The sequence below is a fragment of the Xanthomonas euroxanthea genome (genome assembly GCF_903989455.1).
GTDB lineage: Bacteria > Pseudomonadota > Gammaproteobacteria > Xanthomonadales > Xanthomonadaceae > Xanthomonas > Xanthomonas euroxanthea.
In genome coordinates, this window is record NZ_LR861803.1 from 3,202,186 (window position 1) to 3,228,876 (window position 26,691).

The window sequence follows — 26,691 nt, forward strand, 5'->3', positions numbered from 1 at the left end:
CACTACCCCACGCGCGCACTGCTGCGACGCATCGGCGGCACGCGCAGATAGGTCACGCTGCGCCATAGCCATTCCACCGGCCCGAAGCGGAACCAGCGCAGCCACAGCTGGCTCAGCACCACCTGCAGCGCAAACAGCACCAGCGCGAACGGCAGTTGCCATACGCGCGGCAGCTGTTCGAAGTAGCCAAGCCCGTAACCGTAGAAGATCCACGTGCACACCAACGACTGCATCAGGTAGTTGGTCAGCGCCATGCGTCCGGCGGGCGCCAGCCATGCCAGGCGCGGCGCCAGGCGTACCACCCACGCCGCATAGCCCAGGCTCATCAGCGGGCCGGCAATCAGCGCCAGCGCGAAGGCACCCGACAGGCGCAGATCCAGGCGCGCCGGATCGATCCACGGCTCCAGCGCGTAGCTCACCGCCATCACGCCCAGCCCGAGCGGCAGCGCACCGTAGCGCAAGCCCCGGAACAGGCGCGGAAAGCGCTCGGGCGCGGCGATTGCACCGCTGCGCACGAACCAGCTGCCCAGCAGGAACATGCCGAGCATCGCCGGGCCGTTGATGCTCAGCCCGGTCATTGCCTGCTGCAGGTCATGCCAGCGCTGCAGCGTGGCCTGCGCATAGCTGCCGCCACCGAAGGCGGCGCGCTGCGCCTGCACGTTGGCTGCCGCCTGTTGCGCTGCGTCGGCCACTGCGGCCTTCCATTCCACTGCAGATGCCGGGTCCAGCTGCGTCAACGTGCCCGCGACGCCGTACAGCAGCATCAACCCGGGCGCGCAGCAGTAGACCAGCACGGCAAACCACGGCAGCGTCACCGTCGGCACCGCGCGCGTGGCCAGCAGCAGCAAAGCGAGCAAGGCGTAGGTCACCAGAATATCGCCGGACCACAGCAGCAGCGCATGCGCCAGCCCGATCGCCAGCAGCGCACCGGTGCGACGCAGATAAGGGCCGACCAACCCGCGCCCGGCCTGCGCGGCGCGCTGCGCCATCACCGCAAACCCCATGCCGAACAGCAGCGAGAACAGCGTGTAGAACTTGCCCTGCACGAACAGGTACACCAGCGCATCGGCAACCCGGTCGACACCATGCCAATGCGGCTCCACGCCGGTGATCGCCAGATCGAGCGGACCGACGAAGGCTTCGATATTCATCAGCAGGATGCCCAGCAGCGCGAAACCGCGCAGCACGTCCAGCACCACCATGCGCTCGCTGGTTGCAACGGGCAGCAGAAGATCGCGCGGGCTCATCGCGGCCCGGACAGCACGGCGCGGCGATCGCGGCGCGCACCATGCAAGCAGCCCGCCGAAATGGCGGGCCGCAGAAACACATCCAGCGAACGCTGGCCGGGCGAACACGACCGGCGCGGGCGAATCGGCATCACCACGCGGGGCATGCCGATGTTGCCGATTGCCCGCATCGGTCCGCCCGCTTCACAGACCGTATAACGGCTGCGCTCAGTGGTGATGGCCGCCTTCGCCATGCACATGCCCGTGGTCGCGCTCTTCCTGGGTGGCTTCACGCACTTCGATGATCTCCACGTCGAAGTGCAGGTCCTTGCCCGCCATCGGGTGATTGAGATCGACGTCGACCACGCTCATGCCGACCTTCTGCACCGTCACCGCGCGCGGGCCGAAGTTGGTCTGCAGCACCACCTGGGTGCCCGGTACCAGCTTGGTGGCGCCAAAGTGCTTCTTGGGCACGCGCTGGCTCAGGCCTTCGCGGTACTCGCCATAGGCTTCGGTGGCCTTGACGTCCACGCCGAAGCTCTCGCCGGCCTCCTTGTCCATCATGGCCGCTTCCAGGCCCGGAATGATGTTGCCGTGGCCGATCATGATCGCCAACGGGTCACGCTCCTTGGAGCTCTCGATCGGCTCCTGGCCGAGCTCGGAAACGGTGTAGTGGAAGCGGACGACGCTGTCTTTTTCGATCTTCATGCCTGGCTCTGGATAGGCTGCCCGGTGGCAGACGGTGGAGGACGGCTTGTCGGCCGCCGGGTGCGCCGCCATCATGGCGACCTTTCGAACCGCCCATTATCCCGGCTCCATGCATATCACGCCAGTTTTCGCCGCCCGCGCCCGCCGCGTGGCGGCCAGTTCGTTGCTGGGCCTGCTCGTGCTGCTGGGCGGTTGCGCACAGGCGCCGGTCCGCCGACCGGCCGCCACCAAGCCGCCGGCACCGCGGGTCTGGCCGCAGGTGCCGCCGTCGAACCCGGCCGCCGCCAACAACATCCTGATGCGTGCGCTGGGCCTGGTCGGCACGCCGTACCGCTTTGGCGGAAATACGCCGGAAACCGGCTTCGACTGCAGCGGGCTGGTCACCTATGTCTACAAGGACGTGCTGGCGCTGGCGCTGCCACGCACCTCGCGTGAACTGGCCGCGGTGCAGGGACCCCGCATCCCGCAGGAGAAACTGACCACCGGCGATCTGGTGTTCTTCGGCTCCAGCGGCAACGTGACCCACGTCGGCATTTATGTCGGTGAAGGCCGCTTCGTGCATGCCCCCACCACTGGCGGTACCGTCCGCTTGGATTTCCTGGATGGCGCCTACTGGCGTGACCATTATTCAGGCTCAAAGCGGGTTTTGCCCTGATATGTGACGTGAATCACATTTCACAAAACGGAAATTTAACCTTTTTTGAACGTAACGATTCTTTCACCAAGGCATCATCCCGCATCGACAGCAGAATTGTGATTCCCGCGTGACGAACGACGAACAGATCATCACTGGCGCCGCACCGCTTCCGCCCCGGAAACCGCTCCGCCTGCTATGTGCCACCGCTCTTTGGCTCGCAGCCCTTCCCGCCCTGGCACAGACCGCCAACGGCACCGCATCCGCTCCGCAGACGGCCCCGCCGGACAGCACCGTCGCCGCCGAGAAAGCCGCAACCCGCAGCCGCGCCGACGCCGCTGCCACCGCAACACTGGCCGCCCTGCTTCCGCATCTGGCCGCCAACGACGCCATTCCGCTGATGGACCGTTCGGCGATGTTCGCCGGTGACCTCAGCCGCCTGCTGGCCAACTACGACGTGTCCCAGAGTGCGGCCAACGCCGCGCAGAACGCCGTGGCCGACAGCCGTGTCCAGGTGATCCTGCAACGCGCCATGGCCCTGCTGGGCACCCCGTACGTCTGGGGCGGCGAGTCCACCGAAGGGTTCGACTGCAGCGGCCTGGTCGGCTATGTGTTCAAGACCGCCCTGGGCATCGACCTGCCGCGCGTCTCGCGCGACATCGCACGCGACGAGTCTGCCGAGCTGATCAAGGACCCCAACGCGCTCAAGGCCGGCGATCTGGTGTTCTTCGGCAGGCGCGGCCGCATCGACCATGTGGGCCTGGTGGTCGGCGATGGCAAGTTCCTGCATGCGCCCAGCCGCGGCAAGGACGTGCGGGTGGATTCGCTGGCCAGCGGCTATTGGAGCGAGAAGTTCATCCAGGCACGCCGGGTGCTCTGACCCACTGCGTGGACACTGCGTCGATTGCATGACAGAGGCCGCGGCGATCCCGCGGCCTTTTTGCTGCGTCGTCGTCGTCGCGCGTGGGCGTCCCGCAGGCCCCATGACCGCTGCATGACAGCGGGTGGCATCCATCGCCGTGCCAAGTGGCAGGCAGCGAGCATCAGGCTGCCTGTCGCACCTCGCGCATGGCGGGGCCAACGGCGCAGCGCAGCGCGCGCCGCAGGTTACCGCGAGGTGTCGGCCTGGTAATGCGCCATGGTGTCCTCAATGCCCTTGCTCAGCTCCATCACCTTGAGCGCGTATTCGGCCAGGCGCTGGTCTTCCGGGGTACCCGGCTGCCAGGACGGCACTGCCACCGGGGTGATGCCGTCCGGGTCCATCGCCACGAACACGATGATGCAATGCGTGCATAGCCGCGAGTCGCCACCCATCGGGCTGCGTGCCCGCACGTCGATGGCGAAGTGCATGCTGGTGCGGCCGGTGTAGACCAGCTTGGCCGATACCGCGACCAGATCGCCGATCCGCACCGGCGCCACGAAGCGAATGCCGCCCACCGCCACGGTGACGCAGTAGTGCCCGCTCCAGCCACTGGCCGCGGCAAAACCGACCTGGTCGATCCACTTCATCACCACGCCGCCATGCACCTTGCCGCCGAAGTTGACGTCGCTGGGCTCGGCCAGAAAACGAAATGTCAGATCACGCTGTTGGCCAATCACCGCCCGCCCTCGTCAATGGATGAGCTGGCAGTGTGCCATGCGGGTGGGACGCAAATGCACAAGATGATCGCGAGCCCGTCATACGGAGCAGCCTGATTCCGTCAGCATGGCGGTCGCGTTCTGCCCAATACTAGATCTTGAATATTTCCAGTCGTCGTAACGCTGAGCCCCCCTCATGTCTCGAAGCCAAGCCACAGCAATTGCGCATACCCGCCAACGACTGCAACGATTCGGTTGGCCGCGCCTGCAAATGAGTGTCATCGTGCTGGTCACGGCCGCAGTTGGGTTGGTGGGTTCTCATTCGCTGCAGCTAGCAGGCCTCGACTCGATGCTGCTGCGCTACCCATTGGCGATCGTCGCAGCGTACGGCGTCTTTCTGCTGCTGATGTGGGCATGGATACGTCGGCGCAGCGACCTGCAGATCGATGAGGTCGATGTGGATTTCGTCGATCTCGCAACGGAAAAACCTCAAGACTGGATCGGCAGCGGTGGGGGCTCAAGTGGGGCTGGCAGCTCAGTCTCGTGGGAGTCTCCTAGCTCTTCCGGTTTTTTGGACGGGTTGCCCAACGTGGAGCTGGATGGCGAAGCAGGCTTGCCTGTGGCAGCGGTACTGACGCTGATGGCAGTGGCGATGGTCGCCGTGGTCGCAGCTGGCTGGGTGATCTGGTCCGCTCCGGTACTGATGGCCGAACTGCTGGTCGACGCGGCAATCGCCGGCGGACTTTATCGACGCATGCGCCAGGTGCAGGCGCAGGGCTGGTGGTGGGTATGTGTCCGCCATACGATCTGGCCGATGTGTGGCGTCATCGTATTCTTCGCGGTCGTGGGCGGGGTTGCACAGCACATGGCGCCGGACGCCACCACGTTGTTGGAAGCCGTTCGCGCAAGGTGACTCCTTGGCACGTTTTTCTGCGCCGGCGCGAGATATTTATCTGATCTTGTCCAACAGCGTCAGGTTGTCCCGCTTGCGAAAACACAGCCAGGGAAAGTGCGGTTGCTTCAACTTGAGCATCCGCCGCAGGCGCGCGCCCGGGCCTCGCGGGTCGAACAGGCGCTGCACCGCAAAGCGGTCGAAGCTGGCGTAGGTGTGCTGGTGGTAGTGCGCGGCCAGCGCCGGAACACCCAGCTCGGTGAAGTAGCGCAGGCTGCGCGCGGCGCTTGCATCGGCGGCGTGCGCATCCGCATACAGCGGGCTGTCGAGGATATGCAGCTCGCCGCCGTCGCGCAGTTGGGCGAGCAGGCGGATGACCAATGCCGCGGGGTCGGCGAAATACTGGATGCAGGCCGGGATCACGATGACGTCGAAGAGATCGCGCGGCAGGGCCAGGGTGTGGATGTCGGCGGCGATGAAACTCAGGCGCTGGTCGTGGCCGAACACGCGCGCGGCCTGGGCCAGTTCGGTGCGATTGACGTCGATGCCGCAGACATCGCGCTGCAGCGACTGCGCCAGCAACTGCGACAGCCAGCCATTGCCGCAGCCCAGTTCGGCAATGGCGCCCTCGCCTGCCTGCGCGCGCAGGTGCCGGACCAGCAAGGCGCTGGACAGCGCACGCACCTGCCATTCCAGGCTCGCCCCGAGCTTGCCGCCGGGGCGCGGCAGGCTGCGTACCTGTGCATCGGTGTAGAGCCGGCCTTCCTTGCGCCGAACCTCCAGATACTGCTGCTCGAACGGGTCGTCGGCCAACGACCGCTGCACGAACACGCCGTCGACGCTCTCCAGTTCAGGCACCTGCTGCAGGCGATCGCGCAGCGTGGGAGACCCGGCGCGCATCGCCGGCGCTCAGCGCTGCGTCGGAGCGCGATCGGCCAGTGGATCTTCCAGCCCCACGTTGGTCGATGCCGACTCGTAGACCGCCTTGTCGAGCAGGCCGGTCTCCTTGGCCACCAGCACCGGCACCAGCATCTGCCCGGTCACGTTGGTCATGGTGCGCATCATGTCGAGGATGCGGTCGATGGCGTACAGGTAGCCGATCACTTCCAGCGGCAGGTTGGCCGCACTGAGCACCACCGTGGCCATGATCACTGCGGTGCCGGGTACGCCGGCCGTGCCGAAGCTGCCGAGCACCGAGGCAATCAACACCACGAAGTATTGGTTTGCGGTCAGCGGCACGCCGGTGTACTGCGCAATGAACACCGCGCACAGGGCCGGAAAGATCGCGCCACAGCCGTCCATCTTGATGCTGGCGCCCAGCGGCACCGCGAACGCAGCATAGTCCTTGCTGACACCCAGGTTATGCGTGATCGAACGCATCGCCACCGGCATCGCGGCAAAGCTCGACGAACTGACGAACGCCACCTGCATGCCCGGCGCGGCGCCGCGGAAGAACTTCCACGGATTCAGTCCGTGCAGCAACAACAGGCTGCTGTAGACCACCACGATATGGATCGCGCAGGCCACATACAGCGCCAGCACGAAATTGCCGAACGGCAGCAGCTTCTCGAAGCCGTAGCTGCCGACCAGGCTGGCGATCAGCCCGAAGGTGCCCAACGGGGTCATCTCCAGCACGAAGCGGGTGACCTGGATCATGATGTCGCTCAATTGCGCGGTGAGCTTGCGTGCCTCGGCCACGCGCTCGCCGAGCTTGACCATCGCAAAGCCCAGCAGCGCAGCGAAGAAGATCACCGGCAGGATCGATCCGCGCCCGGCCGCCAGCACCGTTTCGCCGGCTGCATTGGTCTTGGTGCCGATGCCGGTCAGCGCAAAGAACGGATTGGACGGCACCACATCCAGCAGCACCTTGATCGGGCTGGGGACATCGCGCGGTTTCCAGGCCGAATCCACGCTCAGGCTGAAATGGCCGGCGCCGGGCTGCATCAGCGTGCCCACCGCCAGGCCCACGCCCACCGCCAACGCCGCGGTGATGACGAACCACAGGAAGGTGCGCCCGCCGAGCGCGGCGACGGATTTTTGCCCGTGCAACGAGGAGATCGCATTGATCACCGCGAAGAACACCAGTGGGATGGCGATCATCTTGATCAGGGTGACATACAGGTCACCGAGCGGGCCGAACCACACATCGGCCGCCGGGCCCATGGCCCAGCCGGCCAGCGCGCCGAGCACGAAGCCGGCCACCACGCGTTGCCAGAACGGAATGCGCAACCAGGCCGAGACCAATGTCATGCGTCGAGTCATCCGGGGGGAGAGTGCATGCACCATAGCCCAGGCCCGCGCCGCCCGCGAGGCCACGACTGGAACAGCGGCGTGTCATCTGTGTGACACCAGGCATGCCGGCATAATAGGCGCCGATTCAGCCACGAGTTCGATGCCGATGCGTTACCGCCTGCCTGCCCTCGCCGCCCTGACCACCGTGTGTGTCGCCGCTTGCGCCTCCAGCGCCGGCACCAGCGCATCCGCGCCTGCCGCCGTGCGCGTGGAGGTGCCGCAGGTGGCGCATCCGGCCGGCGAGACGCCGCAATGGTGGTACCGCTCGGGCGCGGCGCGCGCGGCCGGCAATGGCGCAATGGCAGGCCGCGCGCGCAACGTGATCCTGTTCCTGGGCGACGGCATGAGCCTGACCACGGTGGCGGCAGCGCGCATCCTGGATGGCCAGCGCAAGGGCGGGCCCGGTGAGGAGAACCTGCTGTCGTGGGAGCAATTCCCGGCCACCGCCTTCAGCAAGACCTACAACACCGATTCGCAAACGCCGGATTCGGCCGGCACCATGACCGCGATCACCACCGGGGTGAAAACGCACATGGGCGCGATCGGCGTCAGCAGCGGCAACCGCAGCGACTGCGCCGACAGCCTGGGCAAGGGTCTGCTCAGCTGGCTGCAGCTGGCCGACAGCGCCGGCATGGCCACCGGCATCGTCACCACGACCCGCCTTACCCACGCCACCCCGGCGGCGACCTATGCGCATTCGCCGGACCGCAACTGGGAAAACGATACCGACCTGCCCGAGTCCGCCCGCACCGCCGGCTGCCAGGATATTGCCCAGCAGTTGCTTTCCAGCGCGCGCTTCGGGCGTGGCCCGCAGGTGGTGCTGGGTGGCGGACGCAGCCAGTTCCAGACCGTGCAGGAACGCGATCCGGAGTACGACGACAAGGTCGGGCTGCGCCTGGACGGCCGCGACCTGGTCGCCGAATGGAAACAGGCGCACCCGCAGGGCGCCTATGTCTGGAACGAGCAACAGTTGCAGGCGGCCTCCGGCGCGCCCGCGCTGCTGGGCCTGTTCGAGCCGGATCACATGCAGTTCGACCACGACCGCAATCGCACCGCGCAGGGCGAGCCCAGCCTGACCGAGATGACCCGCACCGCGATCCAGTCGCTGTCGCGCGACCCGAACGGCTTCGTGCTGATGGTCGAAGGCGGCCGTATCGATCACGCCAACCACGCCGGCAATGCCTACCGCGCGCTCGATGAGACCGTGTCGCTGTCCGATGCGGTGCGCGCCGCCGTGCAGACCGCGCCGCCGGACACGCTGATCATCGTCACCGCCGACCATTCGCATACGCTCAACTTCGTCGGCTACCCGGTGCGCGGCAACCCGATCCTGGGCAAGGTGCGCGGCACCGGCGGCGAAGAAGGCGACCGCACCCAACTGGCCACCGACCTGGCCGGCCAGCCCTACACCACGCTGAGCTACGCCAACGGCCCCGGCTACACCGGCGCCAGCAACGCGCAGCCGGCCGGCGCCAAGAAGTACCCGCACGAACCCAGCAGCAGCGAGCCGGCCGCCGGCCGCCCGGACCTGACCCACGTCGACACCGAGGCGCCCAGCTACATGCAGGAATCGCTGGTGCCGACCAAGTCCGAAAGCCATGGCGGCGAAGACGTCGGCATCTGGGCCACCGGCCCGGGCAGCGCGGCCTTCCGCGGCACGCTGGAGGAGAACGTGATCTACCACGTCATCGTCCAGGCCACCCCGCGCCTGCGCGAGCGCCTGTGCAAGGCCGGCACCTGCGACAGCGCCGGCGTGCCGGTGACGTTGCCGCAGTCGGCCACGTTCGAGACCGCGGCCAAGCGCTGATGCGCCGGCTGCGCGCAGCGCGGGCGGCGGCGGCGACTCAGTCGTCGCCGCTCGCACCCGGATGCAGCGTCGCAGCAAGCCACCTGCATCGATGACCGGATTGCTGCCACCGGCACCACCGCCCGGCCCGGTCCTGGTCGCCTACAGCGGCGGCATGGATTCGAGCGTGCTGCTGCATTTGCTGGCAACAACGTCGCGTTATCGCCAGATGGGGGTGCGTGCGGTGCATGTGCATCATGGCCTGCACGCCGATGCCGATGCCTGGGCCGCGCACTGCCAGCGCCAGTGCGACGCCCTGCAGGTCCCCCTGCAGATCGCGCGCGTGCAGGTCGCGCGCGACAGCGGCCTGGGCCTGGAAGCGGCGGCACGCCATGCACGCCACGCCGCGTTTGCCGAGGCACTGGCGCCCGGCGAATGGCTGGCCCTGGCGCATCATCGCGACGATCAGGCCGAAACCTTCCTGCTGCGCACATTGCGCGCTTCCGGCCCGGACGGCTTGGCCGCGATGCGCGCGCAGCGTCCATTCGCGGCCGGCATGCTGTGGCGTCCCTTGCTGGAGCACGCGCGCGCCGCGGTGCTGGCCTATGCGCAGGCACAGGGCCTGCGATGGATCGAAGACCCCAGCAATGCCGATGTCCGCCACGACCGCAACTTCCTGCGCATCCAGCTGATGCCCGTGCTGCAGCAACGTTGGCCGCAGGCTGCCGAGGCACTGGCGCGCAGCGCGCGCTTGAGCGCCGATGCCAGCGACCTGCTGCTGCAGGAGGACAGCGCGCAACTGCCCGGCCTGCTGACCACCACCGGCGCGCTGGATCTGCGGATCCTGCGTGCACAGCCGGCCGCACGTCGGCCGCGGCTGCTGCGCGCCTGGGTGGCTGCAGCGCAGGCGCCACCGCTGCCTGCGCACGGCGTGGCCGCCCTGGAGCAGGAGATCGACGACGACGCGCCGGATCGGCAAGCCTGCTTTGCCTGGCAACAGGTGCAGGTGCGGCGCTGGCGCCAGTGCCTGTACCTGCTGCATCCGCATGCCGCCTGGCCGGCGTCATGGCAGGCATGCTGGGATGGCGCAAGCCCGCTGCCACTGCCGGATGGCGCCTGCCTGCAGTTGCACGGCTCCGCCGGCCTGCGCTTCGCGCAACCGCTGCTGGTGCGCGCACGCCAGGGTGGCGAACGCATCGTGCTGCCGCAGCGCGCGCATTCGCATCGGCTCAAGCACCTGCTGCAGGCGCTGGATCTACCGCCCTGGCAACGCGCGCGCCTGCCGATCCTGTGGGCCGACGGCCAGGTGCTGGCAGCCGGCGACCGCATCCTCTCGGCTGCATTGAGCCACTGGCTGCAGGCCAACGGCGCGTCCTTGCACTGGCGCGACCGAGCCAATGCGAATTGACCCGCCTGCCTGCGCGCCGCACACTTTGGTGATGGTCAAAAAATCCTTGAATGAAACCTCCCCGGTCGCCCGCTTCGAACAGTCGCTGGAAGAACTCGAGCAATTGGTGCAGAAGATGGAAGTCGGCGACCAGAGCCTGGAGCAATCGCTCACGGCCTACGAGCGTGGCATCGGTCTGTACCGCGACTGCCAGCAGGCGCTGGAACAGGCCGAGCTGCGCGTGCGCTTGCTGACCGACCCCGCGCGCCCCGATCTGGCCGAAGCCTTCGAACCGCCATCGCAGGACGGCGGCTGAGTGAGTTCGGCGTTGTTTGACCACTGGATCGGCCGTACCGAACGCCGGCTGGAAGCCTGCCTGCCCACTCCGGCGATGGCGCCGCAACGACTGCACGCGGCGATGCGGCACGCGGTGCTGGGCGGCGGCAAGCGCATGCGCCCGTTGCTGGTGTATGCAACCGGCGCGCTGTTCGGCGCCGACGAGGACAGCCTGGACACGCCCGCCGTGGCGGTGGAACTGATCCACGCCTACTCGCTGGTGCACGACGACTTGCCGGCGATGGACGACGACGCCCTGCGCCGCGGCCAACCCACCGTGCATATCGCCTTCGACGAAGCCACTGCGATCCTGGCCGGCGATGCGTTGCAGACGCGTGCGTTCGAGCTGCTGGCTGCGGCCCCGGTCAGTGCGGAACTGCGGGTCGGCTGGCTGCAGAGCCTGGCCACCGCCGCGGGCGCTGCCGGCATGTGCGGCGGCCAGGCGCTGGATATCGATGCCACCGGCCAGTTGCAATCGCTGCGCGACCTCGAGCGCATGCACGCACTCAAGACCGGCGCACTGATCCGCGCGGCCGTGCGCATGGGTGCGCTCACCGGTGCTGCCACAGCCGGCGATCAGCAGCGCCTGGATGCGTTCGCCGACGCACTGGGGCTGGCGTTCCAGGTCCGCGACGACATCCTGGACGTGGAATCGAGCTCGGCGCAGCTCGGCAAGACCGCCGGCAAGGACGCCGCGCAAGCCAAATCCACCTATCCCGCCCTGCTCGGGATGGACGGCGCCAAGGCCAAGCTGGCCGAACTGGCCACCCGCATGCACGACATCCTGCAACCCTACGGCGCGCCCGGCGACACGCTGGCGACGCTGGGCCGGTTTGCGGTGGACCGCGCGCACTAGAGCAACCGGTGGCCTGGCCACCCTCCCCGGCACGCCGGGTGGACGTGCACCGCCCCCGTCCCACCTCACCACCTGCGCCGATCAAGCGGTCACACCGCTCCTTGCGCACACCGTGCGCCAGCGCACGGTGCGTTTTTGTCGCGCACCGCCTCGCAGGCGATGTGCTGCGTCACAGAACGTAAATTCTCTTTCCATACGTTTTCACACGCGCATTTTCAGAAACTGGCCGAAAAGTGTGGATGGCCACGCAATTTTCGGGTGAATTGTCGCCATCGGTGTCCGCTTTTGTCGTTTCTTGATCACCAGCAGGCCAAAAACAGCATCAATCGGTTCTCTTGTTGCGTCTGCTCGCTCTGCCTAGGTTGACTTGCCCGCGTCCGCGGACATCCCCCGACCACATGGAGAGTCACTGGTGAAGAACGTTTTTCTCGCATCGTTTGCAGCAGGTACGTTGGCCGTTGTTGGCGTGCTCGGTTCGGCGCAGGCACAGTCCGTGCGCGGACCGGTCCCGTTGACCATTGAACTGGCGCCGGTCGCCGATCAGGCCGGGCGACACCAGGGCAAGATCGCAGTGACCGTCACCAATAACGGCAGCCAGATCGCCCGCGTACCGACCTACCAGCTGCCGCTGCAATCGCTGGACAACGGCATCCTGGAAGTGAGCCGCGATGGCGCGCCGGTGACCTACACCGGACGCCTGGTCAAGCGCGGCCTGCCCAAGGCGGCCGACTTCACCATCCTCAAGCCCGGCCAGACCGTGCAGGGCGTGGTCGACCTGGCTGCCGCCTACGACCTGTCCACCAGCGGCAACTACACCATCCGGGTCAGCTCGCCGCTGCAGTACGCCTCGCTGGCAGATGGCAGCCTGCTGAAGACCGCCGATGGCAAGCCCGCGGTGGCCGGCAGCGCGCCATTGACGGTGTGGCTGGATGGCGTCAACCGCGGCGTGCAGCGCCGGATGGCGATCGGTCCCACCGCCGTGGTCAACGGCGTCAATTACCTGAACTGCAGCACCACCCGCACCAGCCAGGCCGGCAGCGCGGTCACGGCGGCCCGCGCCTACTCGCAGAACGCGCGCAACTACCTCAATGCCGGCAGCACCGGCGCGCGCTACACCACCTGGTTCGGCGCCTACAACGCCTCGCGCTACAGCCGGGTTAGCTCGAACTTCGTCAACATCGACAACGCGCTGGACCAGAACAACGGCCAGATCACCATCAACTGCGATTGCACCGACAGCGCCTATGCGTACGTCTACGCCAATGCGCCGTACGAGATCTACGTCTGCAACGCGTTCTGGAGCGCGCCGACCCAGGGCACCGACTCCAAGGCCGGTACGCTGGTGCACGAGATGAGCCACTTCACTGCGGTAGCCGGCACCCAGGACCGCGTGTATGGCCAGTCCGGTGCGCGCAACCTGGCGATCAGCAACCCGGCCCAGGCGATCACCAATGCCGACAGCCACGAGTACTTCGCCGAGAACACCCCGGCGCAGAACTGACCGCGTCATCGCCTGAAACGCCACAGGCCCGGCATCGCTGCCGGGCCTGTGGCATTGCCATTGCGCCGGATTACTTGATCAGGCGCAGCGTGAACGGATAACGGTAATGCTCGCCGTTGTTGGCCTTGACCGCGGCCAGGATGCAGAACACCAGATTGGCGATCCACACCAGCGTCGGCACGAAGAACAGGATGCCGAACGACACGATGGTCAGGATCACCGCAGCCACATAGGCAATGATCACGGTGATCTGGAAATTCAATGCTTCCTTGGCCTGGTCGGTGGCGAACGGCTTGGACGGGCTGGCGTCCTTGCTGACCAGCCAGATCACCAGCGCGCCGATGAAGGACGTCAGGATGCCGAGCAGATGCGCGGCCAGTGCCAGGGTGCGCTCCTCCGACGGCGTGCTGCTGCCGATCGGCGGCGGCGGCGGTGCGGCGTGCGACTCGAATTCGCTCATCATGTCTCCCCATGCATGGTTGTGGTGCGGCGGACTATAGCAACGATTCAGCCAGCCACCAGTGCGGGAAGACATGGTCTCGGCGGCGCATGCCGGCTGCCGCCAGGCACGGCGGCAAGACGCGCGCGCGCCGGGTGAGGGGCGCAGCAGCCTGGTCAGCCGCGCTCAGCTGTCGCCTGCCACCGTCATGCGGTTGAGCAGCACCGAGCCGATCTTGACGTGCGAGCGCGGATCGACGTCGGTGCCGACCGCTTCGATGCCGGCGAACATCTCCCGCAGATTACCGGCGATGGTCAGCCCGTCGACGGGATAAGCGATCGCGCCGTTCTCGATCCAGAAGCCACCGGCGCCGCGCGAATAGTCGCCGGTCACCGGGTTGACGCCATTGCCCATCAGCTCGGTGACCAGCAGGCCGCGCGACATGCCGGCGATCATCGACGCCAGATCGCCGGCATTGGCGGTGACCTGCAGGTTGTGCACGCCGCCGGCGTTGGCGGTGGTCTGCAGGCCCAGCTTGCGCGCCGAGTAGCTGCCCAGCACATAGCGCTGCAGCACGCCGTCGCTGATCAATGCCGAACGCCGGGTCGCCACGCCTTCGCCGTCGAAGGCGGCCGAGCGCAGGCCGCGCCGCAGGTGCGGCAGCTCTTCGATATTGAACCAGTCCGGGAACAGCTTGCTGCCGACACTGTCGAGCAGGAAGCTGGCGCGGCGATACAGCGCGCCGCCGGAGACCGCGCCGAGCAGGTGCCCGACCAGCGAGCGCGCCACTTCCGGCGCAAACAGCACCGGCAGCTGGCCGGTCGGCAGCGAGCGTGGCTGCAGCCGCGCCAGGGTGCGTTCGGCGGCGTGGCGGCCGATCGCTTCCGGCGCCTCCAGGTCCTGCCGCGCCAGCGCGCTGCTGTACCAGCCATCGCGCTGCATGCCGTCTCCCTGGCCGGCGATCAAGGCGCAGCTGATCGAATGATGGGTGCCGCGCTCGCGGCCGATGAAGCCATGCGAGTTGGCGTAGACCGACAGGCTGAGCCCGGTGCTGGCCGAGGCGCCATCGGAGTTGCTGATCCGCGCGTCGGCATCGCGCCCGGCGCTCTCGCAGGCCAGCGCCAGGTCCACCGCGGTGTCGGCGTCCAGCGCCCAGGGGTGCCAGCTGTCCAGCTCGGGGAAGTCGCGCGCCATGAGCTCCGGGTCGGCCAGGCCGGCGGCGACATCGTCTTCGGTGTAGCGGGCGATCGCGCAGGCCTGCGCGACGGTCGATTCCAGGCTGGAATCCTGCAGATCGGCAGTGCTAGCGCTGCCCTTGCGCTTGCCGAAGTACACGGTGACCGCGATGCCGCGGTCGCGGGTGGATTCCACCGTCTCCACATCGCCCAGGCGCACATTGACGTCCAGGCCGCGCTCTTCGCTGCAGCTCACTTCGGCCTGGGTGGCGCCGGCCGCACGCGCGCGCTCAAGCAGGCGCTGGGCGATGTCGGTGAGCGCGTCCAGGCGCTGCAGGCTGTCGTCGTGGACAGGTGTTTCGGAGGAGAGTGCGTTCAATGCTTTATCCTAGTCTCATGGTGCGAGTGACCTGATTGCGGGTCCTTCCGCAAGAGCCCGGCGATCCATGGCCAGGCTTGTCTGATGATGAATAACTTCTTGTTCTGGATGGATTGCAATGCGCGGACGCGATGAAGACACCGGTGAATTCCGCGGCGCCAGCCGTAGCCAGCAGCGGCGCGAGGCGCTGGAAATTTTCGACCTCGGCGAAAAGCTGGTGGCGCTGACCCCGGCGCAGCTGGCCAAGTTGCCGGTGCCCGAATCGCTGATCCCGCATATCGAAGAGAGCAAGCGCATCACCTCGCATATCGCGCACAAGCGACAGCTGGCGTTTCTGGCCAAGCACATGCGCCGCGAGGACGACGAAACGCTGGCCGCGATCCGCGATGCGCTGGATGCCAACAGCGACACGGCGCGCCGCGAAGTGGCCGCGATCCACCGCGTCGAGCGCTGGCGCGAACGCCTGCTCGCCGAAGGCGACGTGGCGCTGGCCGAACTGCTGGAAGCCTACCCGGCGGCAGACCGCCAGCAACTGCGTCAACTGGTGCGCAACGCCATCCACGAGCGCGCCAAGAACAAGCCGCCGCGCGCCTACCGCGAGCTGTTCCAGGTATTGCGCGAGTTGTCTCAGGCGCAGGGATTGGAGAGTGGGGATTCGGGATTGGAAGACGATCAGGATCTGGAAGACGACGAATAGGACCTGGCGGCCGCATTCGCGCAACTGCTCAACGAGCGCCTCCGCCGCAGCCAACCGCGGCAGCATGCTTCCAACATCGGCAACCTGGGTCGGCGACACCTGCGCGCCGAAGACGCTGCGCGCCTCTACCGCTGCGCTTCCCGATGCTCTTATCCCGATTCGCGGCATCAAGACCGACGCGGCGCAAGGCTCAAAAACGCGATATCCCGCTCCTGCCGTTGCGATTCCCGAATCCCGATTCCCAAATCCCCGCATCTCAGGCCTGCGTTCCGCCAACAGTGATGCCGTCGATCAATAGCGACGGCTGGCCGACGCCGACCGGCACGCTCTGCCCGTCCTTGCCGCACACGCCCACGCCTTCGTCCAGCGCCAGGTCATTGCCGATCATGCGCACCTTCTGCATGGTCTCCGGGCCGTTGCCGATCAGCGTGGCGCCCTTCACCGGCGCGGTGACCTTGCCGTCTTCGATCAGGTAGGCCTCGGTGGCCGAGAACACGTACTTGCCGCTGGTGATGTCGACCTGGCCGCCACCGAAGTTGACCGCGTAGATGCCCTTTTTCACCGAGCGGATCATCTCCTGCGGATCGTGCTCGCCGGCGCGCATGTAGGTGTTGGTCATGCGTGGCATGGTCAGGTGCGCGAACGATTCGCGACGGCCGTTGCCGGTCGGCGCCACGCCCATCAGGCGCGCGTTGTGGGTGTCCTGCATGTAGCCGACCAGCACGCCGTCCTCGATCAGTGTGGTGCACTGGGTGGACGTACCTTCGTCATCGATATTGAGCGAGCCGCGCCGGCCGTCCAGGGTGCCGTCGTCGACGATGGTCACGCCCGGCGAGGCCACGCGCTCGCCGATACGGCCGGCGTAGACGCTGGTGCCCTTGCGATTGAAGTCGCCTTCCAGGCCATGCCCCACCGCCTCGTGCAGCAGCACGCCGGGCCAGCCCGGGCCGAGCACCACCGGCATCACGCCGGCCGGCGCGGGAATCGCCTCCAGGTTGACCAGCGCCTGACGCAGCGCTTCGCGGGCGAAGCCTTCCGGGCGGCCGTCGGCGAACAGGTCGGCATAGCCGTAACGGCCGCCGCCGCCGGAGTAGCCGGACTCGCGGCGTCCGCCCTGTTCGACGATCACCTGCACGTTCAAGCGCACCAGCGGGCGCACGTCGGCGGCCAGTACGCCGTCGCTGCGCGCGATCAGCACCGTGTCCACACCGCCGGACAGGCTCACCATCACCTGCCTGACGCGCGGATCGGCCGCGCGCACGTACTGGTCGATACGCCGCAACAACTCGACCTTGGTCGCGCTGTCCATGTCGTCGATCGGGTCGGTGGCCGGGTACAGCGCGCGGCCATTGCCACGCACCAGTGAGCGGGTGGATTGTGCACCGCCCTCGCGCGAGATCGCGCGTGCCGATTGCGCCGCCTCCAGCAGGGCGTCGCGCTGGATATCGTCGGAATAGGCGAAGCCGGTCTTCTCTCCGGCAATCGCGCGCACGCCCACGCCTTGTTCGATGGAATGCGCACCGTCCTTGACGATGCCGTCTTCCACGCTCCAGCTCTCGCGTCGCGAATGCTGGAAGTACAGGTCGCCGAAGTCGATGCCCGGGCCCAGCAGGGCGCCGAAGGTGCGGTCGAGATGGCCGGTGTCCAGGCCGGAAGGAAGCAGCAGCCGGGTTTCGGCCAGAGTAAGAGCGTTATCAGTCATGCAGTCAGGATGGGGCCCGCGCGCCAGGGAGACAAGTCGTCCGGCTGAACATGGCGCGCGGCTATCATCGCGGGCCCATCGCTAAGCCGACGCCCGCGCATGAAGCTCATTGCCCACGTCCTGGATGGCCATACGCTGGACATCCGCCCCGCCCCGCACGAGCGCGACTGGATGGACGCCACCGACCAGCGCTATGCCTACCGCTGCCTGCCGCTGGCGATCGCCAATGCGCATGGCTGGGAGCTGCTGTGCCAGGCCGGGTTCGAGGCCAGCTGGGACGGCCGCGATGGCCTGGACGCGATCCGGATCAGTGCCGATGCAGGCACCGCGGCACCGGCGATCAGCCATTTCGGCTACGGCGTGCTGACCTTCCACGTGCCCTGCCTGTTTCGTACCGATACCGGCATGGATCTGTTCGTCACCGGGCCGTTGAACCGGCCCAAGGACGGCATCGGCGCCCTGAGCGGGCTGGTCGAAACCGACTGGAGCCCGTACACCTTCACCATGAACTGGAAGTTCACCCGGCCCGGGCAGGTGCGCTTTGCGGCCGGCGAGCCGTTCTGCCATCTGTTCCCGCTGCCGCGCCAGCTGATCGAGCAGGTGCAGCCGCAGTGGAAACCCTTGTCCGAGGCGCCGCAACTGGCGCAGCAGCATGCCGACTGGACGCGCAGCCGCACGCAATTTCTGCAGGATCTGCCGGATGCGCAGTCGGCCGCCGCGCGCGAGAAATGGCAACGCGGCTATTTCCGTGGCGTCGCCGGCGCCGACCCGGCGCCGGTGCAGGGGCACCGTTCGCGCCTGCGTCTGCCGATGTTCGTACGCGCCGACAGCGACGGCGACAGTCCGCTCGACTGAGCGTCGGCGCGCGGGACGTGCCCGCTGGCGCGCGTGCTGCGTTCGATCCACTTGCGGCAAGGCCTGAGCGCCCGCGACGACCGGCACCGACACTCGCCAGCGCGCCCGCATTCGGGCGCGTCAGCGGGGCGACCGACCGGGCGTGCCTGGTGTCGCCGTTGGCGCGCCCGTTGCAGGCGGCTTGCCGGGCACACGCTCGCGCACGTCGCGTTCCACCACGTCCACCTGTGGATCCTTCCACGGCCCGGTGACGTGATAGGTCTTGGCACCGATCGCGCCCAGCGGTTTGCCGAGCACCGCATTGGCGGCCGCGCCCACCGCCGCACCGACCGGGCCACCGGCCACCGCGCCCACCACGGTGAGCAGGTTGCCGGCCTTGGGGTTCACGTCCACGGTCTGGTCGAAGGTCTGCGCGCGCAGGTCGGTCTGCCCCCGGATGGCGATGTCGGCGGCCGGGCCTTCGATGCGGATCGCATCGGTGCGCGCGAAGCCTTCGCCGAAGCGCACCTGGCCTTCCAGCTTGTTGAAGGCCAGCCCCTTGGAGAAGAAATCGCGGAAGTCGAACATCAGCCGGCGCGGCAGCTGCGCCACGCTGAGCAGGCCGAGCACGCGGCCGGCGCCGGGCTCCACTTCCAGCAGCTGGCCGTTGCGCACCTCGATCTTGAGATTGCCATCCAGCGAACCGAGCGCAAACCCGGTCGGCGAACCCTGCCAGCCGGCGTTGAGTTCCAGCTGGCCTTCGCCGCCGCGCAGCTGGCCGCCCAGGGTGAGGTTCTGCAGCAGGTTGCCGAGATTGCGGCTGTCCACCCGCGCCGACAGCCGGGTGCTGGCGGAATCGCCCTTGCCGCGCCAGGCGCCGGTCAGGCCGATGTTCTGGTCGTTGGAGCGCAGTTGCAGCTGGTCCACCTGCATGCCGTCGGTCAACCGGCTGCTGCGCAGGGTGGCCGCGCCCAGGGTCATCTTGCCGACCTGCAGGTCGTCGATGTCCAGCGACAGCGGCGGGATCGAGACCGGGTCGAACTCGGCCACCGCACGGCGGGCCGGCTCCGGCAACGCACCGGCCAGCGGGTCGCCCGGCTCGGGCACGGCCGGTTCGGGCGGTGCGGCCACCGGCTGCCAGTGCACCGTGCTCAGCTTGCCTTGCACGGCGGCGCCATCGGCATTGGGCACGCTGAGCTGGCCGGCCAGCGACGGGCCGTCCAGGGTCACCGCCACCGCATCGCGGGTCGGCCGCAGGCGCAGGCGCGTCTGCGGAAACACGCCGCCGATCATCAGCAACCTGTCGGCCTGCACATCCACCTGCTGCAGCGGCACCGCGTCCGTCTTCGGCGTTGCCGGCTGGCCCGGCAGCGGCGGCGTGTCCGGCGCGCTGCTGCCGCGCGCCAGGCTGATCCAGTCGATCGCATCCAGCGAGGCGGTACGGCCGGTGACCACCAGGCCGTTGGCCGGCGGACGCTCGCTGACCGTGTCGGTGCCCATCACCACGCGCACGCCGGTCTGGTTGCCCTGGCTGCTGGCCTTGAGCGCGACCAACTTGCCGAAGGCCACGTCGATGTCGCCATCGCCCACCGGCAAGGCCACCTTGACCTGCGTATCCAGCGGCTGCGTGGCCGCCTTGTCCAGCGGCGCAGGCAGGTCCAGGGTGGTGCCGACCAGCTCCGAGCGCAGCGTCAGCAGCGCCTGCGGGTCCGCTTGGCCGGGGGTCGGCAGCGGTACGTCCACGCCCACCTGCCAGGGTGCGCTGCCATGCACGTAGGGACGCAGCCATTCCATCTGCGGCGCACGGTCAAACAGTTCCTTGGCGTCCAGGGTGGCGCCGAAGCGCGCCTCGAATGCCTGCGCGGGGTCCTGCACGAAGCCACCGGCGCGCAGGGACAACTCGCCGCTGCGGCCCTGGTGCTGCACGCTCAGGCGCTCGGCGGCAAAGCCGGTGTCGCGGTACTCGGCATGCCCGCTGACCTGGTCGAAGGCCAGGTTCCAGCGTGCATCGGCCAGCTTGGCGCCCTGCAGCGCGACCGTGCCCTGCAGGTGGCCGCCGGTGCCATGGGTGCGCAGGGGACGCAGCAAATCGAAGCTCACCGCGGCCGGGCCGGACACCGCCAGATTGCGCAAGGTGTCGCCGTAGCGCTGCTCCAACGGGCTCTTGCGCAGCATGCCAAACAGCTGCGCGGCGTCGGCCTGGGTGGTGGCGCGCACGTAGAGCTCTGACGTGGCGAAGCTGGGAATGCCGGCTTCCAGGCGCGCGATCGGCGCACCGGCCAGCGCGCCCCTGCCCTGCAGGGAAAATCCGTTGCCGAGGAAACGCAGGTCGGCCTGCACCTGCTCCATCGCCGGCCAGTCCGGATTGAACGGGATCACGCCGTCGCGGATCTGGCCGAACGCCTCGAAACGGCCATCGTTGTTGTCGAACGGCCAGTCGTCCAGATCGCCGCTGACCAGGCCGGTGCCGCCGGTGATCACGCCACCGGCCACCGCCGTGTCCAGCCAGTCAATGGCCGCCTTGCTCATCTTGGAGCGGATCCAGAACTTGCGCGCCACCGGCAGAGCGACATCGTCCAGTTGCGTGGCCAGCTGGATGCGCGGGCGGCTGCCATCGTTCTGGAACCACAGCCCGCCGCGCACGTTGGCGCCGTAGTCCCTGGCCTGTACGCGCAACGCCGGCGTGGCAACCTGCCAGCCGGCACCGTCGCGCCAGCCCACGATGCTGCCGGCCAGCTGCAGCTCGTGCACCACCCCGAAACCGGCCGGCCAGTCGAAGCGCAGCGTGGCATCGGGGGCGGGATCGAGCGCAATCGCCTGCGCGTCGCCATCGATCCGGCCACGCAGGCCGCTGATGCCCGGCGCGCTGCCCACCGGCAGGAAGCCCAGCTCCTCGATCCGGCCCTGCGCCCGCACCGCGCCGCCCTGCTCGCCCGCAATCTGCAGGTCGGCCAGGCGCAACTGTGGTCGGGACAGGCTCAGCCAGCGCCGCAAGCCAGGCGACAGTTGCTCGCTCAATGCCGCCGCCGCGATCAGGCCGGAAACATCGAGCTGTTTGCCCACCACTGCATAACGCCGCCCGCCGGCAACGCTCAACCCGTCCAGCCGCTGCGGCCTGGCCGCCGCGCCCAGCCGCAGCAGCGGCGCATCCAGCCGCCAACCGCCGTCGATGGTCTGCCAGCGTGCGCGCGCCTGCAGCCGCTCCCATAGCAGCGTGCGGCGCGCGGACTCCCCGGGCAACGCCGCACCGGACAAGCGCAGTTGCCGCAGATCCGCATTCACGGTGACCGCGCTGATGCGGCGCGCGCGCAGCTGCGCCCAGGCCTGCAGGCGTCCGCCGCCGCCGTCCACGTGCATGCCGCCGAACTGCAGCAACGCCGCCCAGGCGGCCAGATCGGCCGGGTCGGCCTGCGCATACGCGCTACCGTCGCCGCTGCCGCGGTCGAATGCGATCACCGTGGTCAGCGGTGCGCGCTGCAGGTCGATCCAGGCGTGGCTGCCGACGTTCACGGTCGAGCCGTTGACGCGCAGGCGCAGGTCGATACGCGGCAGCGTGGTGTCCACGCCGATCGACGGCGCGGCCACCCGCAGGCGCGCCTCGGCCACCTGGATCTCGCCGAGGCGACGCAGCGCTTCCAACGGGTCCGAACGCCGCCCGGCCGGCAAGCCCTGCACCGACCACACGCCATCGTCGCTACGTTGCAGCGTCAGCGCCAGACCGCGCAGACGCACCTCGGTCAGCGAGTGGCCGGGCAACAGGCCGGCATACATCGCCAGCAGGATTTCGGCCTGGCCGACCCGCACCTCGCCATGCTGGCCGATCCGCAGGCCTTCCAGCCGCAGCAGCGGACCGCGCCGGGTCCATTCGGTCTGCAGGCGATCAAAGCCGATCGGCTGGCCGGCGCGCTGGCTCAGCCACGCGGCGATCTGCTGCGGCCGCTGCTCGGCCAACGGCAAGGCCTGGCTGGCCGCACCCACCAGCAACGCGATCGCCACCAGCGCAAGCGCAGTGGCGGTGATCGCATAGCGGCGAAACAGACGGAGACGGCGGCGCAGCGGGGTGGGCATTAACGGCGGGGAATGGTGAATAGGGAATAGGGAATCGCAGGAGCACAAACCGCGCCGCGCGCACGATCATCCATCCGCGCGCGCCGCCATTCTAAAGATGTCACCGGCACCCCGCAGAGCGCCTTTCGCTCCACCCCCATTCCCGATTCCCGACTCCCCATTCCCGGCCTCACAGCAGCACCACATCGAACTGCTCCTGCAGATACTGGTCGTCGGACTGGAAGCGGATGCTCTTGCCGAGGAATTCCTCCAGCTCGGCCACCGCGGCCGACTCTTCGTCGGTGATGCGGGCGACGACTTTCGACGAGGCGATCACCAGCAGCCGCGCGGCATCGAACTGGCGTACCGCGCGGGTGATCTCGCGAAAGATCTCGTAGGTCACCGTCTCGGCGGTCTTGATGGTGCCGCGCCCGCTGCACTGGCCGCAGGTTTCCGACAGCTGCCGTTCCAGGCTCTCGACGGTGCGCTTGCGGGTCATCTCGACCAGGCCCAGCGGCGAGAATTCGTACACGGTGGTCTTGGCATGATCGCGCGCCAGCGCCTTTTCCAGCGTGCGCAGCACCTGGCGGCGATGCTCGGCATCGTCCATGTCGATGAAGTCGATGATGATGATCCCGCCCAGGTTGCGCAGCCGCAGCTGCCGCGCCACCGCCTGCGCGGCTTCCAGGTTGGTGCGGAACACGGTTTCCTCGAGATTGCGCTGGCCGACGAACGAACCGGTGTTGACGTCGATGGTGGTCATCGCCTCGGTCTGGTCGATCACCAGATAGCCGCCGGACTTCAGCGGTACCTGCTTGTTCAACGCGCGCCCGATCTCGTCCTCGACCCCGTACAGGTCGAAGATCGGCCGGTCGCCGGTGTACAGCTCCAGCCGCTCGGCCAGCACCGGCATGTACTTGGCCACGAAGGCCTGCAGCTGCACGAAGGTCTCGTTGGAGTCGACCTTGACCTTTTCCACGTCGCGGCGGATCAGGTCGCGCACCGCACGCAACGGCAGGCTTAGGTCTTCGTAGATGATGCTGCACGGCGGTGCTTCGCGGCCGCGTCGTTCGACCACGTTCCAGACCCGCGACAGGTAGGCGATGTCCTCGGCCAGCGCCTCGGCCGGCTGCCCTTCGGCATTGGTGCGGATGATGTAGCCGAAACCGCCGTGCTGGGCCGAAACCTCGCTGACGATGGTCTTCAGGCGCAGCCGCTCGGCCTCGTCCTCGATCCGCGCCGACACCCCGACGATCTTGGACTGCGGCAGCAGCACCAGATAGCGCGAGGGGATGCTGATCTGGGTGGTTAGCCGCGCGCCCTTGGTGCCGATCGGGTCCTTGACCACCTGCACCACGATGTCCTGGCCGTCGCGCAGCAGCTCCACGATCGGCACCGAGGCCGCCGGCGGTGGCGGGATCGGCGTCTCCTCGGTATCGACCACGCTGGCCGGCGCCGGCGCCGGACGCACCACGTCGTTGGCATGCAGGAACGCGGCGCGCTCCAGCCCCAGCTCGACAAAGGCCGCCTGCATGCCCGGCATCACCCGCTGCACCTTGCCCTTGTAGATGTTGCCGACCACGCCCCGGCGCCAGCCGCGCTCGATATGCAGCTCCTGCAGCATGCCGTTCTCGATCACCGCGACGCGGGTTTCGCGCGGGGTGACGTTGACCAGGATCTCTTCCGACATCAATGCGCTCCGAGGGCTGTGAGCAACTGCGAGGTGTGAAACAGCGGCAATCCCATCACGCCGGAATAGCTGCCGGACAGATGGCTGATGAAACGTTCGGCGCGACCTTGAATCGCATACGCGCCGGCCTTGCCCATCGGCTCGCCGCACGCCACATAGGCGGCGATCTGTGAGGCATCGAGCGTGGCGAAGGTCACCTCCGACACCACCAGGGCCTGCACCGGCGCGCGTTGTGCGCAGACTAGAACCACGGCCGTGAGTACCTGGTGGGTACGCCCGGACAGCAGGCTCAGCATGGCGATCGCATCGTCCGCATCGGCCGGCTTGCCGAACACCCGCTCGCCCAGCACCACTTCGGTATCGGAGCCGAGCACGATCGCGGCGGGGTCGGCTGCCTGCACCTGCGTCAGGCCGGCACGCGCCTTGTCCAGCGCAACGCGCTGCACGTACTGCACAGGCGATTCGTCGGCGGCGCGCAGTTCGGGCACGTCCAGTTGCAGGGTCTGGAAAGGCACATCCAAGCGTTGCAGCAGTTCTTGTCGGCGCGGCGACCGGGAGGCGAGATAGAGCATCCGTCCAGCATACCTGTTGCTCCTCCTCGCCCGCTTGCCGATCCGGGCGGCAGTGGTCGCGTTCGACTCACAACATGTTCATCGAACCCGCAACACGCTTCCCTTACAGACCAGGAGATCTCATGCGTACCACCCTCAAACCGTTGTTGCTGGCCCTGTCCATCGCTGCCGGAACCGCCATGACCGCCCACGCCCAGACCACTCCGAGCTACACCATTCCCAACGATGGCACCCTGCTCAACGTGTCGGCCGAGGCGGAGGCCAAGCGCATCCCGGACATCGCCACGCTGTCGGCCGGCGTGGTCACCCAGGCCGCCGACGGCAACGCCGCCATGCGCCAGAACGCCGAGCAGATGAGCAAGGTCATGGCCGCGATCAAGGCCGCCGGCATCGCCGACAAGGACGTGCAGACCACCGGCATCAACCTCAGCCCGCAGTACACCTACAAGGAGAACGAGGCGCCCAGGATCAACGGCTACCAGGCCAGCAACACCGTCAGCCTCAAGGTCCGCGACATCTCGCGGCTGGGCAAGGTCCTGGACGCACTGGTCGCCCAGGGCGCCAACGACATCAACGGCCCCAGCTTCTCGGTCGACCAGCCCGAGCCCGCCTATGACGAAGCGCGCGTGGCCGCCCTGAAGAAGGCCCAGGCCCGCGCCGACACCTACGCCAAGTCGCTGGGCCTGAAGGTGCGCCGCATCGTCAGCATCTCCGAAGGCCGCAGCGGCGGCGGCGTGCGCCCGATGATGATGGCCGCCTCGATGCGCTCGGCCAAGGCCGAGATGGACACCCAGGTCGCCCCGGGCGAGAGCACCTTGTCGATCAACCTGGACGTGACCTTCGAGCTGGGTCGTTGACCTGACCGTAATCGCGTTCGGTGTGATTTCCAGACTGCCCTCCTCGAGGGCAGTTTTTTTTTGGGGCACGCCGCAAGTTCCGTTACCTGGCCTTGCGATGCCACCGGTCCTTCGAACCGCACGAGCCTGCGGTGCCGACTCATCTGTGCGGATCGCGGCAACCGGGGGAATCAGCCAGCCGACCTCCAGCGCTTCGAAACCACTTGTGCCCATGCAAAGGGCGCGGTAAACCTACGCTACCGGATGGTGTCGTGCGTCCGGGTCGCGCTGGTCCTTTCCGCAGTTCCGTTGAGGAGGTGGATGATGGTTCGCACGCAATCCCAGGTTTCTTCCCGATCCACAGGCATCGACAGCTCGCGCGTCCTGGCGATGAGCACGGCGGTGGCCCTGCATCTGCTGGCCGGCGGGTTGTTGTTGATTCCGCTCTCGTACCGGGCGGTTCCGCAGCCGCCCGCACCGAAGGAACGCTGGGTCATGCCCGTCACCATCGCGACGCCACCACCGCCGGTGATCAAGGTCAAGCGGGAGTTCACGCCGAAGGTGCCGCACACACCGCCGACCACGGTCCCGGTGCCGGTGCAGACCCCGGTGATCAGTCAGCCGGCCGTGGTCGAAGACGCAGCGGTCGCCTTACCTGCAGTCACGGACGCAGTCACCGACAGCGCGCCGGCGATTGCCGCACCCAGCGGCCCGGTCGAGGCAGGCCAGTTGCACTACCTGAGCTCGCCGGCGCCCAGTTACCCGGTGGCGGCCTTGCGTGCCGGGCAGCAGGGCACGGTGCTGCTGCGCGTGTTGGTCGGCACCGATGGCCGCCCGGCCGAGGTGAGCGTGCAGACCAGCAGCGGTCATCGTGCACTGGACCTGGCCGCACGCAGCCAGGTGCTGCGCAGCTGGCGCTTCCAGCCGGCGATGCAGAACGGCCAGGCCGTGCAGGCGTATGGCCTGGTGCCGGTGAGCTTTTCGTTGAACTGATGCGTCATTACCTGCGGCGACTCGGATGCCCGGTCGCCGCACCGTCTGGCGTTGCGCAGCCGGCTGCTGCAAGGCCACGGTTTCAGCTATTGCATGCGCATCGTTGCAGTGCGCCTCGCGTGCACACGACG

General features: G+C 67.9%; 25 protein-coding genes. 12 read left to right on the top strand and 13 right to left on the bottom strand.

Features of this window, described 5'->3' with window-relative positions; genetic code table 11:
- Positions 1 to 2: 2 nt before the first annotated feature.
- From H7A86_RS13400 to H7A86_RS13410, 3 genes are read right to left on the bottom strand one after another with little or no spacing between them, the layout of a single operon-like run.
- Positions 3 to 1,247, bottom strand: coding sequence for a DUF418 domain-containing protein (locus H7A86_RS13400; RefSeq protein ID WP_119131276.1), 1,245 nt, complete (start codon positions 1,245 to 1,247; stop codon positions 3 to 5).
- Positions 1,244 to 1,480 (bottom strand): hypothetical protein, encoded by a 237-nt coding sequence (locus H7A86_RS13405; RefSeq protein ID WP_119128504.1) that lies wholly within the window; start codon positions 1,478 to 1,480, stop codon positions 1,244 to 1,246. Before H7A86_RS13405 ends, H7A86_RS13400 begins: the two co-directional genes overlap by 4 nt.
- The gene (locus tag H7A86_RS13410; protein ID WP_115677565.1) at positions 1,455 to 1,934 is read right to left on the bottom strand and encodes an FKBP-type peptidyl-prolyl cis-trans isomerase; all 480 of its coding nucleotides are present in this window, start codon (positions 1,932 to 1,934) and stop codon (positions 1,455 to 1,457) included. Before H7A86_RS13410 ends, H7A86_RS13405 begins: the two co-directional genes overlap by 26 nt.
- Positions 1,935 to 1,980: 46 nt before the next feature.
- Between H7A86_RS13410 and H7A86_RS13415 the strand changes: the two genes are divergently transcribed.
- Together H7A86_RS13415 and H7A86_RS13420 are read left to right on the top strand one after the other, a co-directional pair.
- Positions 1,981 to 2,589 carry a C40 family peptidase gene (locus tag H7A86_RS13415; RefSeq protein ID WP_180707890.1) on the top strand — a complete coding sequence of 203 codons (609 nt, stop codon included), beginning with the start codon at positions 1,981 to 1,983 and terminating at the stop codon, positions 2,587 to 2,589.
- A gap of 109 nt (positions 2,590 to 2,698) precedes the next feature.
- On the top strand, positions 2,699 to 3,448 hold the full coding sequence (locus H7A86_RS13420) for a C40 family peptidase (protein WP_104581923.1): 750 nt from the start codon (positions 2,699 to 2,701) through the stop codon (positions 3,446 to 3,448).
- A gap of 227 nt (positions 3,449 to 3,675) precedes the next feature.
- On the opposite strand, the gene H7A86_RS13425 is transcribed toward H7A86_RS13420, so the two are convergent.
- Positions 3,676 to 4,167 (bottom strand): acyl-CoA thioesterase, encoded by a 492-nt coding sequence (locus tag H7A86_RS13425; RefSeq protein WP_104648042.1) that lies wholly within the window; start codon positions 4,165 to 4,167, stop codon positions 3,676 to 3,678.
- A 250-nt stretch (positions 4,168 to 4,417) separates the two neighbouring features.
- Here H7A86_RS13425 and H7A86_RS13430 point away from each other — a divergent pair, with 250 nt between their 5' ends.
- A complete protein-coding gene (locus H7A86_RS13430; protein WP_232099101.1) occupies positions 4,418 to 5,059 on the top strand; it encodes a hypothetical protein in 642 nt (213 codons plus the stop codon).
- A 36-nt stretch (positions 5,060 to 5,095) separates the two neighbouring features.
- Here the strand turns inward: H7A86_RS13430 and H7A86_RS13435 are convergent, their stop codons facing one another.
- Positions 5,096 to 5,938, bottom strand: coding sequence for a class I SAM-dependent methyltransferase (locus tag H7A86_RS13435; protein ID WP_180707891.1), 843 nt, complete (start codon positions 5,936 to 5,938; stop codon positions 5,096 to 5,098).
- A 9-nt stretch (positions 5,939 to 5,947) separates the two neighbouring features.
- Complete coding sequence (locus H7A86_RS13440; protein WP_104581920.1) at positions 5,948 to 7,288, bottom strand: dicarboxylate/amino acid:cation symporter; 1,341 nt, start codon at positions 7,286 to 7,288, stop codon at positions 5,948 to 5,950.
- A 142-nt stretch (positions 7,289 to 7,430) separates the two neighbouring features.
- Here H7A86_RS13440 and H7A86_RS13445 point away from each other — a divergent pair, with 142 nt between their 5' ends.
- From H7A86_RS13445 to H7A86_RS13465, 5 genes are all read left to right on the top strand, one after another.
- On the top strand, positions 7,431 to 9,137 hold the full coding sequence (locus H7A86_RS13445) for an alkaline phosphatase family protein (protein ID WP_104581919.1): 1,707 nt from the start codon (positions 7,431 to 7,433) through the stop codon (positions 9,135 to 9,137).
- Positions 9,138 to 9,228: 91 nt separating this feature from the next.
- Positions 9,229 to 10,524, top strand: a complete 1,296-nt coding sequence (gene tilS / locus H7A86_RS13450; protein WP_119131274.1) for a tRNA lysidine(34) synthetase TilS — start codon at positions 9,229 to 9,231, stop codon at positions 10,522 to 10,524.
- A 31-nt stretch (positions 10,525 to 10,555) separates the two neighbouring features.
- Positions 10,556 to 10,819: an exodeoxyribonuclease VII small subunit gene (locus H7A86_RS13455; protein ID WP_104581917.1), complete on the top strand. Its 264-nt coding sequence runs from the start codon at positions 10,556 to 10,558 to the stop codon at positions 10,817 to 10,819.
- Entirely contained in the window at positions 10,820 to 11,695 is an 876-nt protein-coding gene (locus H7A86_RS13460) for a polyprenyl synthetase family protein (protein WP_119131273.1), read from the top strand. It abuts the gene before it with no gap.
- Positions 11,696 to 12,107: 412 nt separating this feature from the next.
- On the top strand, positions 12,108 to 13,196 hold the full coding sequence (locus tag H7A86_RS13465; protein WP_104581915.1) for a M35 family metalloendopeptidase: 1,089 nt from the start codon (positions 12,108 to 12,110) through the stop codon (positions 13,194 to 13,196).
- 70 nt (positions 13,197 to 13,266) lie between these two features.
- Here the strand turns inward: H7A86_RS13465 and H7A86_RS13470 are convergent, their stop codons facing one another.
- Entirely contained in the window at positions 13,267 to 13,731 is a 465-nt protein-coding gene (locus H7A86_RS13470; protein ID WP_164739140.1) for a DUF4870 domain-containing protein, read from the bottom strand.
- 90 nt (positions 13,732 to 13,821) lie between these two features.
- Positions 13,822 to 15,189 (bottom strand): metalloprotease PmbA, encoded by a 1,368-nt coding sequence (gene pmbA / locus H7A86_RS13475; protein ID WP_119131272.1) that lies wholly within the window; start codon positions 15,187 to 15,189, stop codon positions 13,822 to 13,824.
- Positions 15,190 to 15,307: 118 nt separating this feature from the next.
- On the opposite strand from pmbA, the gene yjgA reads away from it, so the two are divergent.
- Positions 15,308 to 15,886: a ribosome biogenesis factor YjgA gene (gene yjgA, locus H7A86_RS13480; RefSeq protein ID WP_104648048.1), complete on the top strand. Its 579-nt coding sequence runs from the start codon at positions 15,308 to 15,310 to the stop codon at positions 15,884 to 15,886.
- Between the two features lie 256 nt (positions 15,887 to 16,142).
- Here yjgA and tldD read toward each other — a convergent pair whose 3' ends face one another.
- A complete protein-coding gene (tldD, locus tag H7A86_RS13485) occupies positions 16,143 to 17,588 on the bottom strand; it encodes a metalloprotease TldD (RefSeq protein WP_119131271.1) in 1,446 nt (481 codons plus the stop codon).
- A 99-nt stretch (positions 17,589 to 17,687) separates the two neighbouring features.
- Between tldD and H7A86_RS13490 the strand changes: the two genes are divergently transcribed.
- A complete protein-coding gene (locus H7A86_RS13490; protein WP_119131270.1) occupies positions 17,688 to 18,443 on the top strand; it encodes a DUF6065 family protein in 756 nt (251 codons plus the stop codon).
- 120 nt (positions 18,444 to 18,563) lie between these two features.
- Here H7A86_RS13490 and H7A86_RS13495 read toward each other — a convergent pair whose 3' ends face one another.
- The 3 genes from H7A86_RS13495 to H7A86_RS13505 form a co-directional block, all read right to left on the bottom strand.
- Positions 18,564 to 22,490: a YhdP family protein gene (locus H7A86_RS13495; protein ID WP_119131269.1), complete on the bottom strand. Its 3,927-nt coding sequence runs from the start codon at positions 22,488 to 22,490 to the stop codon at positions 18,564 to 18,566.
- A gap of 169 nt (positions 22,491 to 22,659) precedes the next feature.
- Positions 22,660 to 24,159 carry a ribonuclease G gene (rng, locus tag H7A86_RS13500; RefSeq protein WP_104534149.1) on the bottom strand — a complete coding sequence of 500 codons (1,500 nt, stop codon included), beginning with the start codon at positions 24,157 to 24,159 and terminating at the stop codon, positions 22,660 to 22,662.
- Positions 24,159 to 24,731 (bottom strand): Maf-like protein, encoded by a 573-nt coding sequence (locus tag H7A86_RS13505; RefSeq protein WP_119131268.1) that lies wholly within the window; start codon positions 24,729 to 24,731, stop codon positions 24,159 to 24,161. The genes rng and H7A86_RS13505 overlap by 1 nt, the downstream gene beginning before the upstream one ends.
- A 122-nt stretch (positions 24,732 to 24,853) precedes the next feature.
- Between H7A86_RS13505 and H7A86_RS13510 the strand changes: the two genes are divergently transcribed.
- Entirely contained in the window at positions 24,854 to 25,588 is a 735-nt protein-coding gene (locus tag H7A86_RS13510) for an SIMPL domain-containing protein (protein ID WP_104581909.1), read from the top strand.
- 236 nt (positions 25,589 to 25,824) lie between these two features.
- Here the strand turns inward: H7A86_RS13510 and H7A86_RS21070 are convergent, their stop codons facing one another.
- Positions 25,825 to 26,064, bottom strand: coding sequence for a hypothetical protein (locus tag H7A86_RS21070; protein WP_232099352.1), 240 nt, complete (start codon positions 26,062 to 26,064; stop codon positions 25,825 to 25,827).
- Between H7A86_RS21070 and H7A86_RS13515 the strand changes: the two genes are divergently transcribed.
- Positions 25,952 to 26,560 carry an energy transducer TonB gene (locus H7A86_RS13515; protein ID WP_425509756.1) on the top strand — a complete coding sequence of 203 codons (609 nt, stop codon included), beginning with the start codon at positions 25,952 to 25,954 and terminating at the stop codon, positions 26,558 to 26,560. The genes H7A86_RS21070 and H7A86_RS13515 overlap by 113 nt on opposite strands.
- The last annotated feature ends 131 nt before the right edge of the window (positions 26,561 to 26,691 follow it).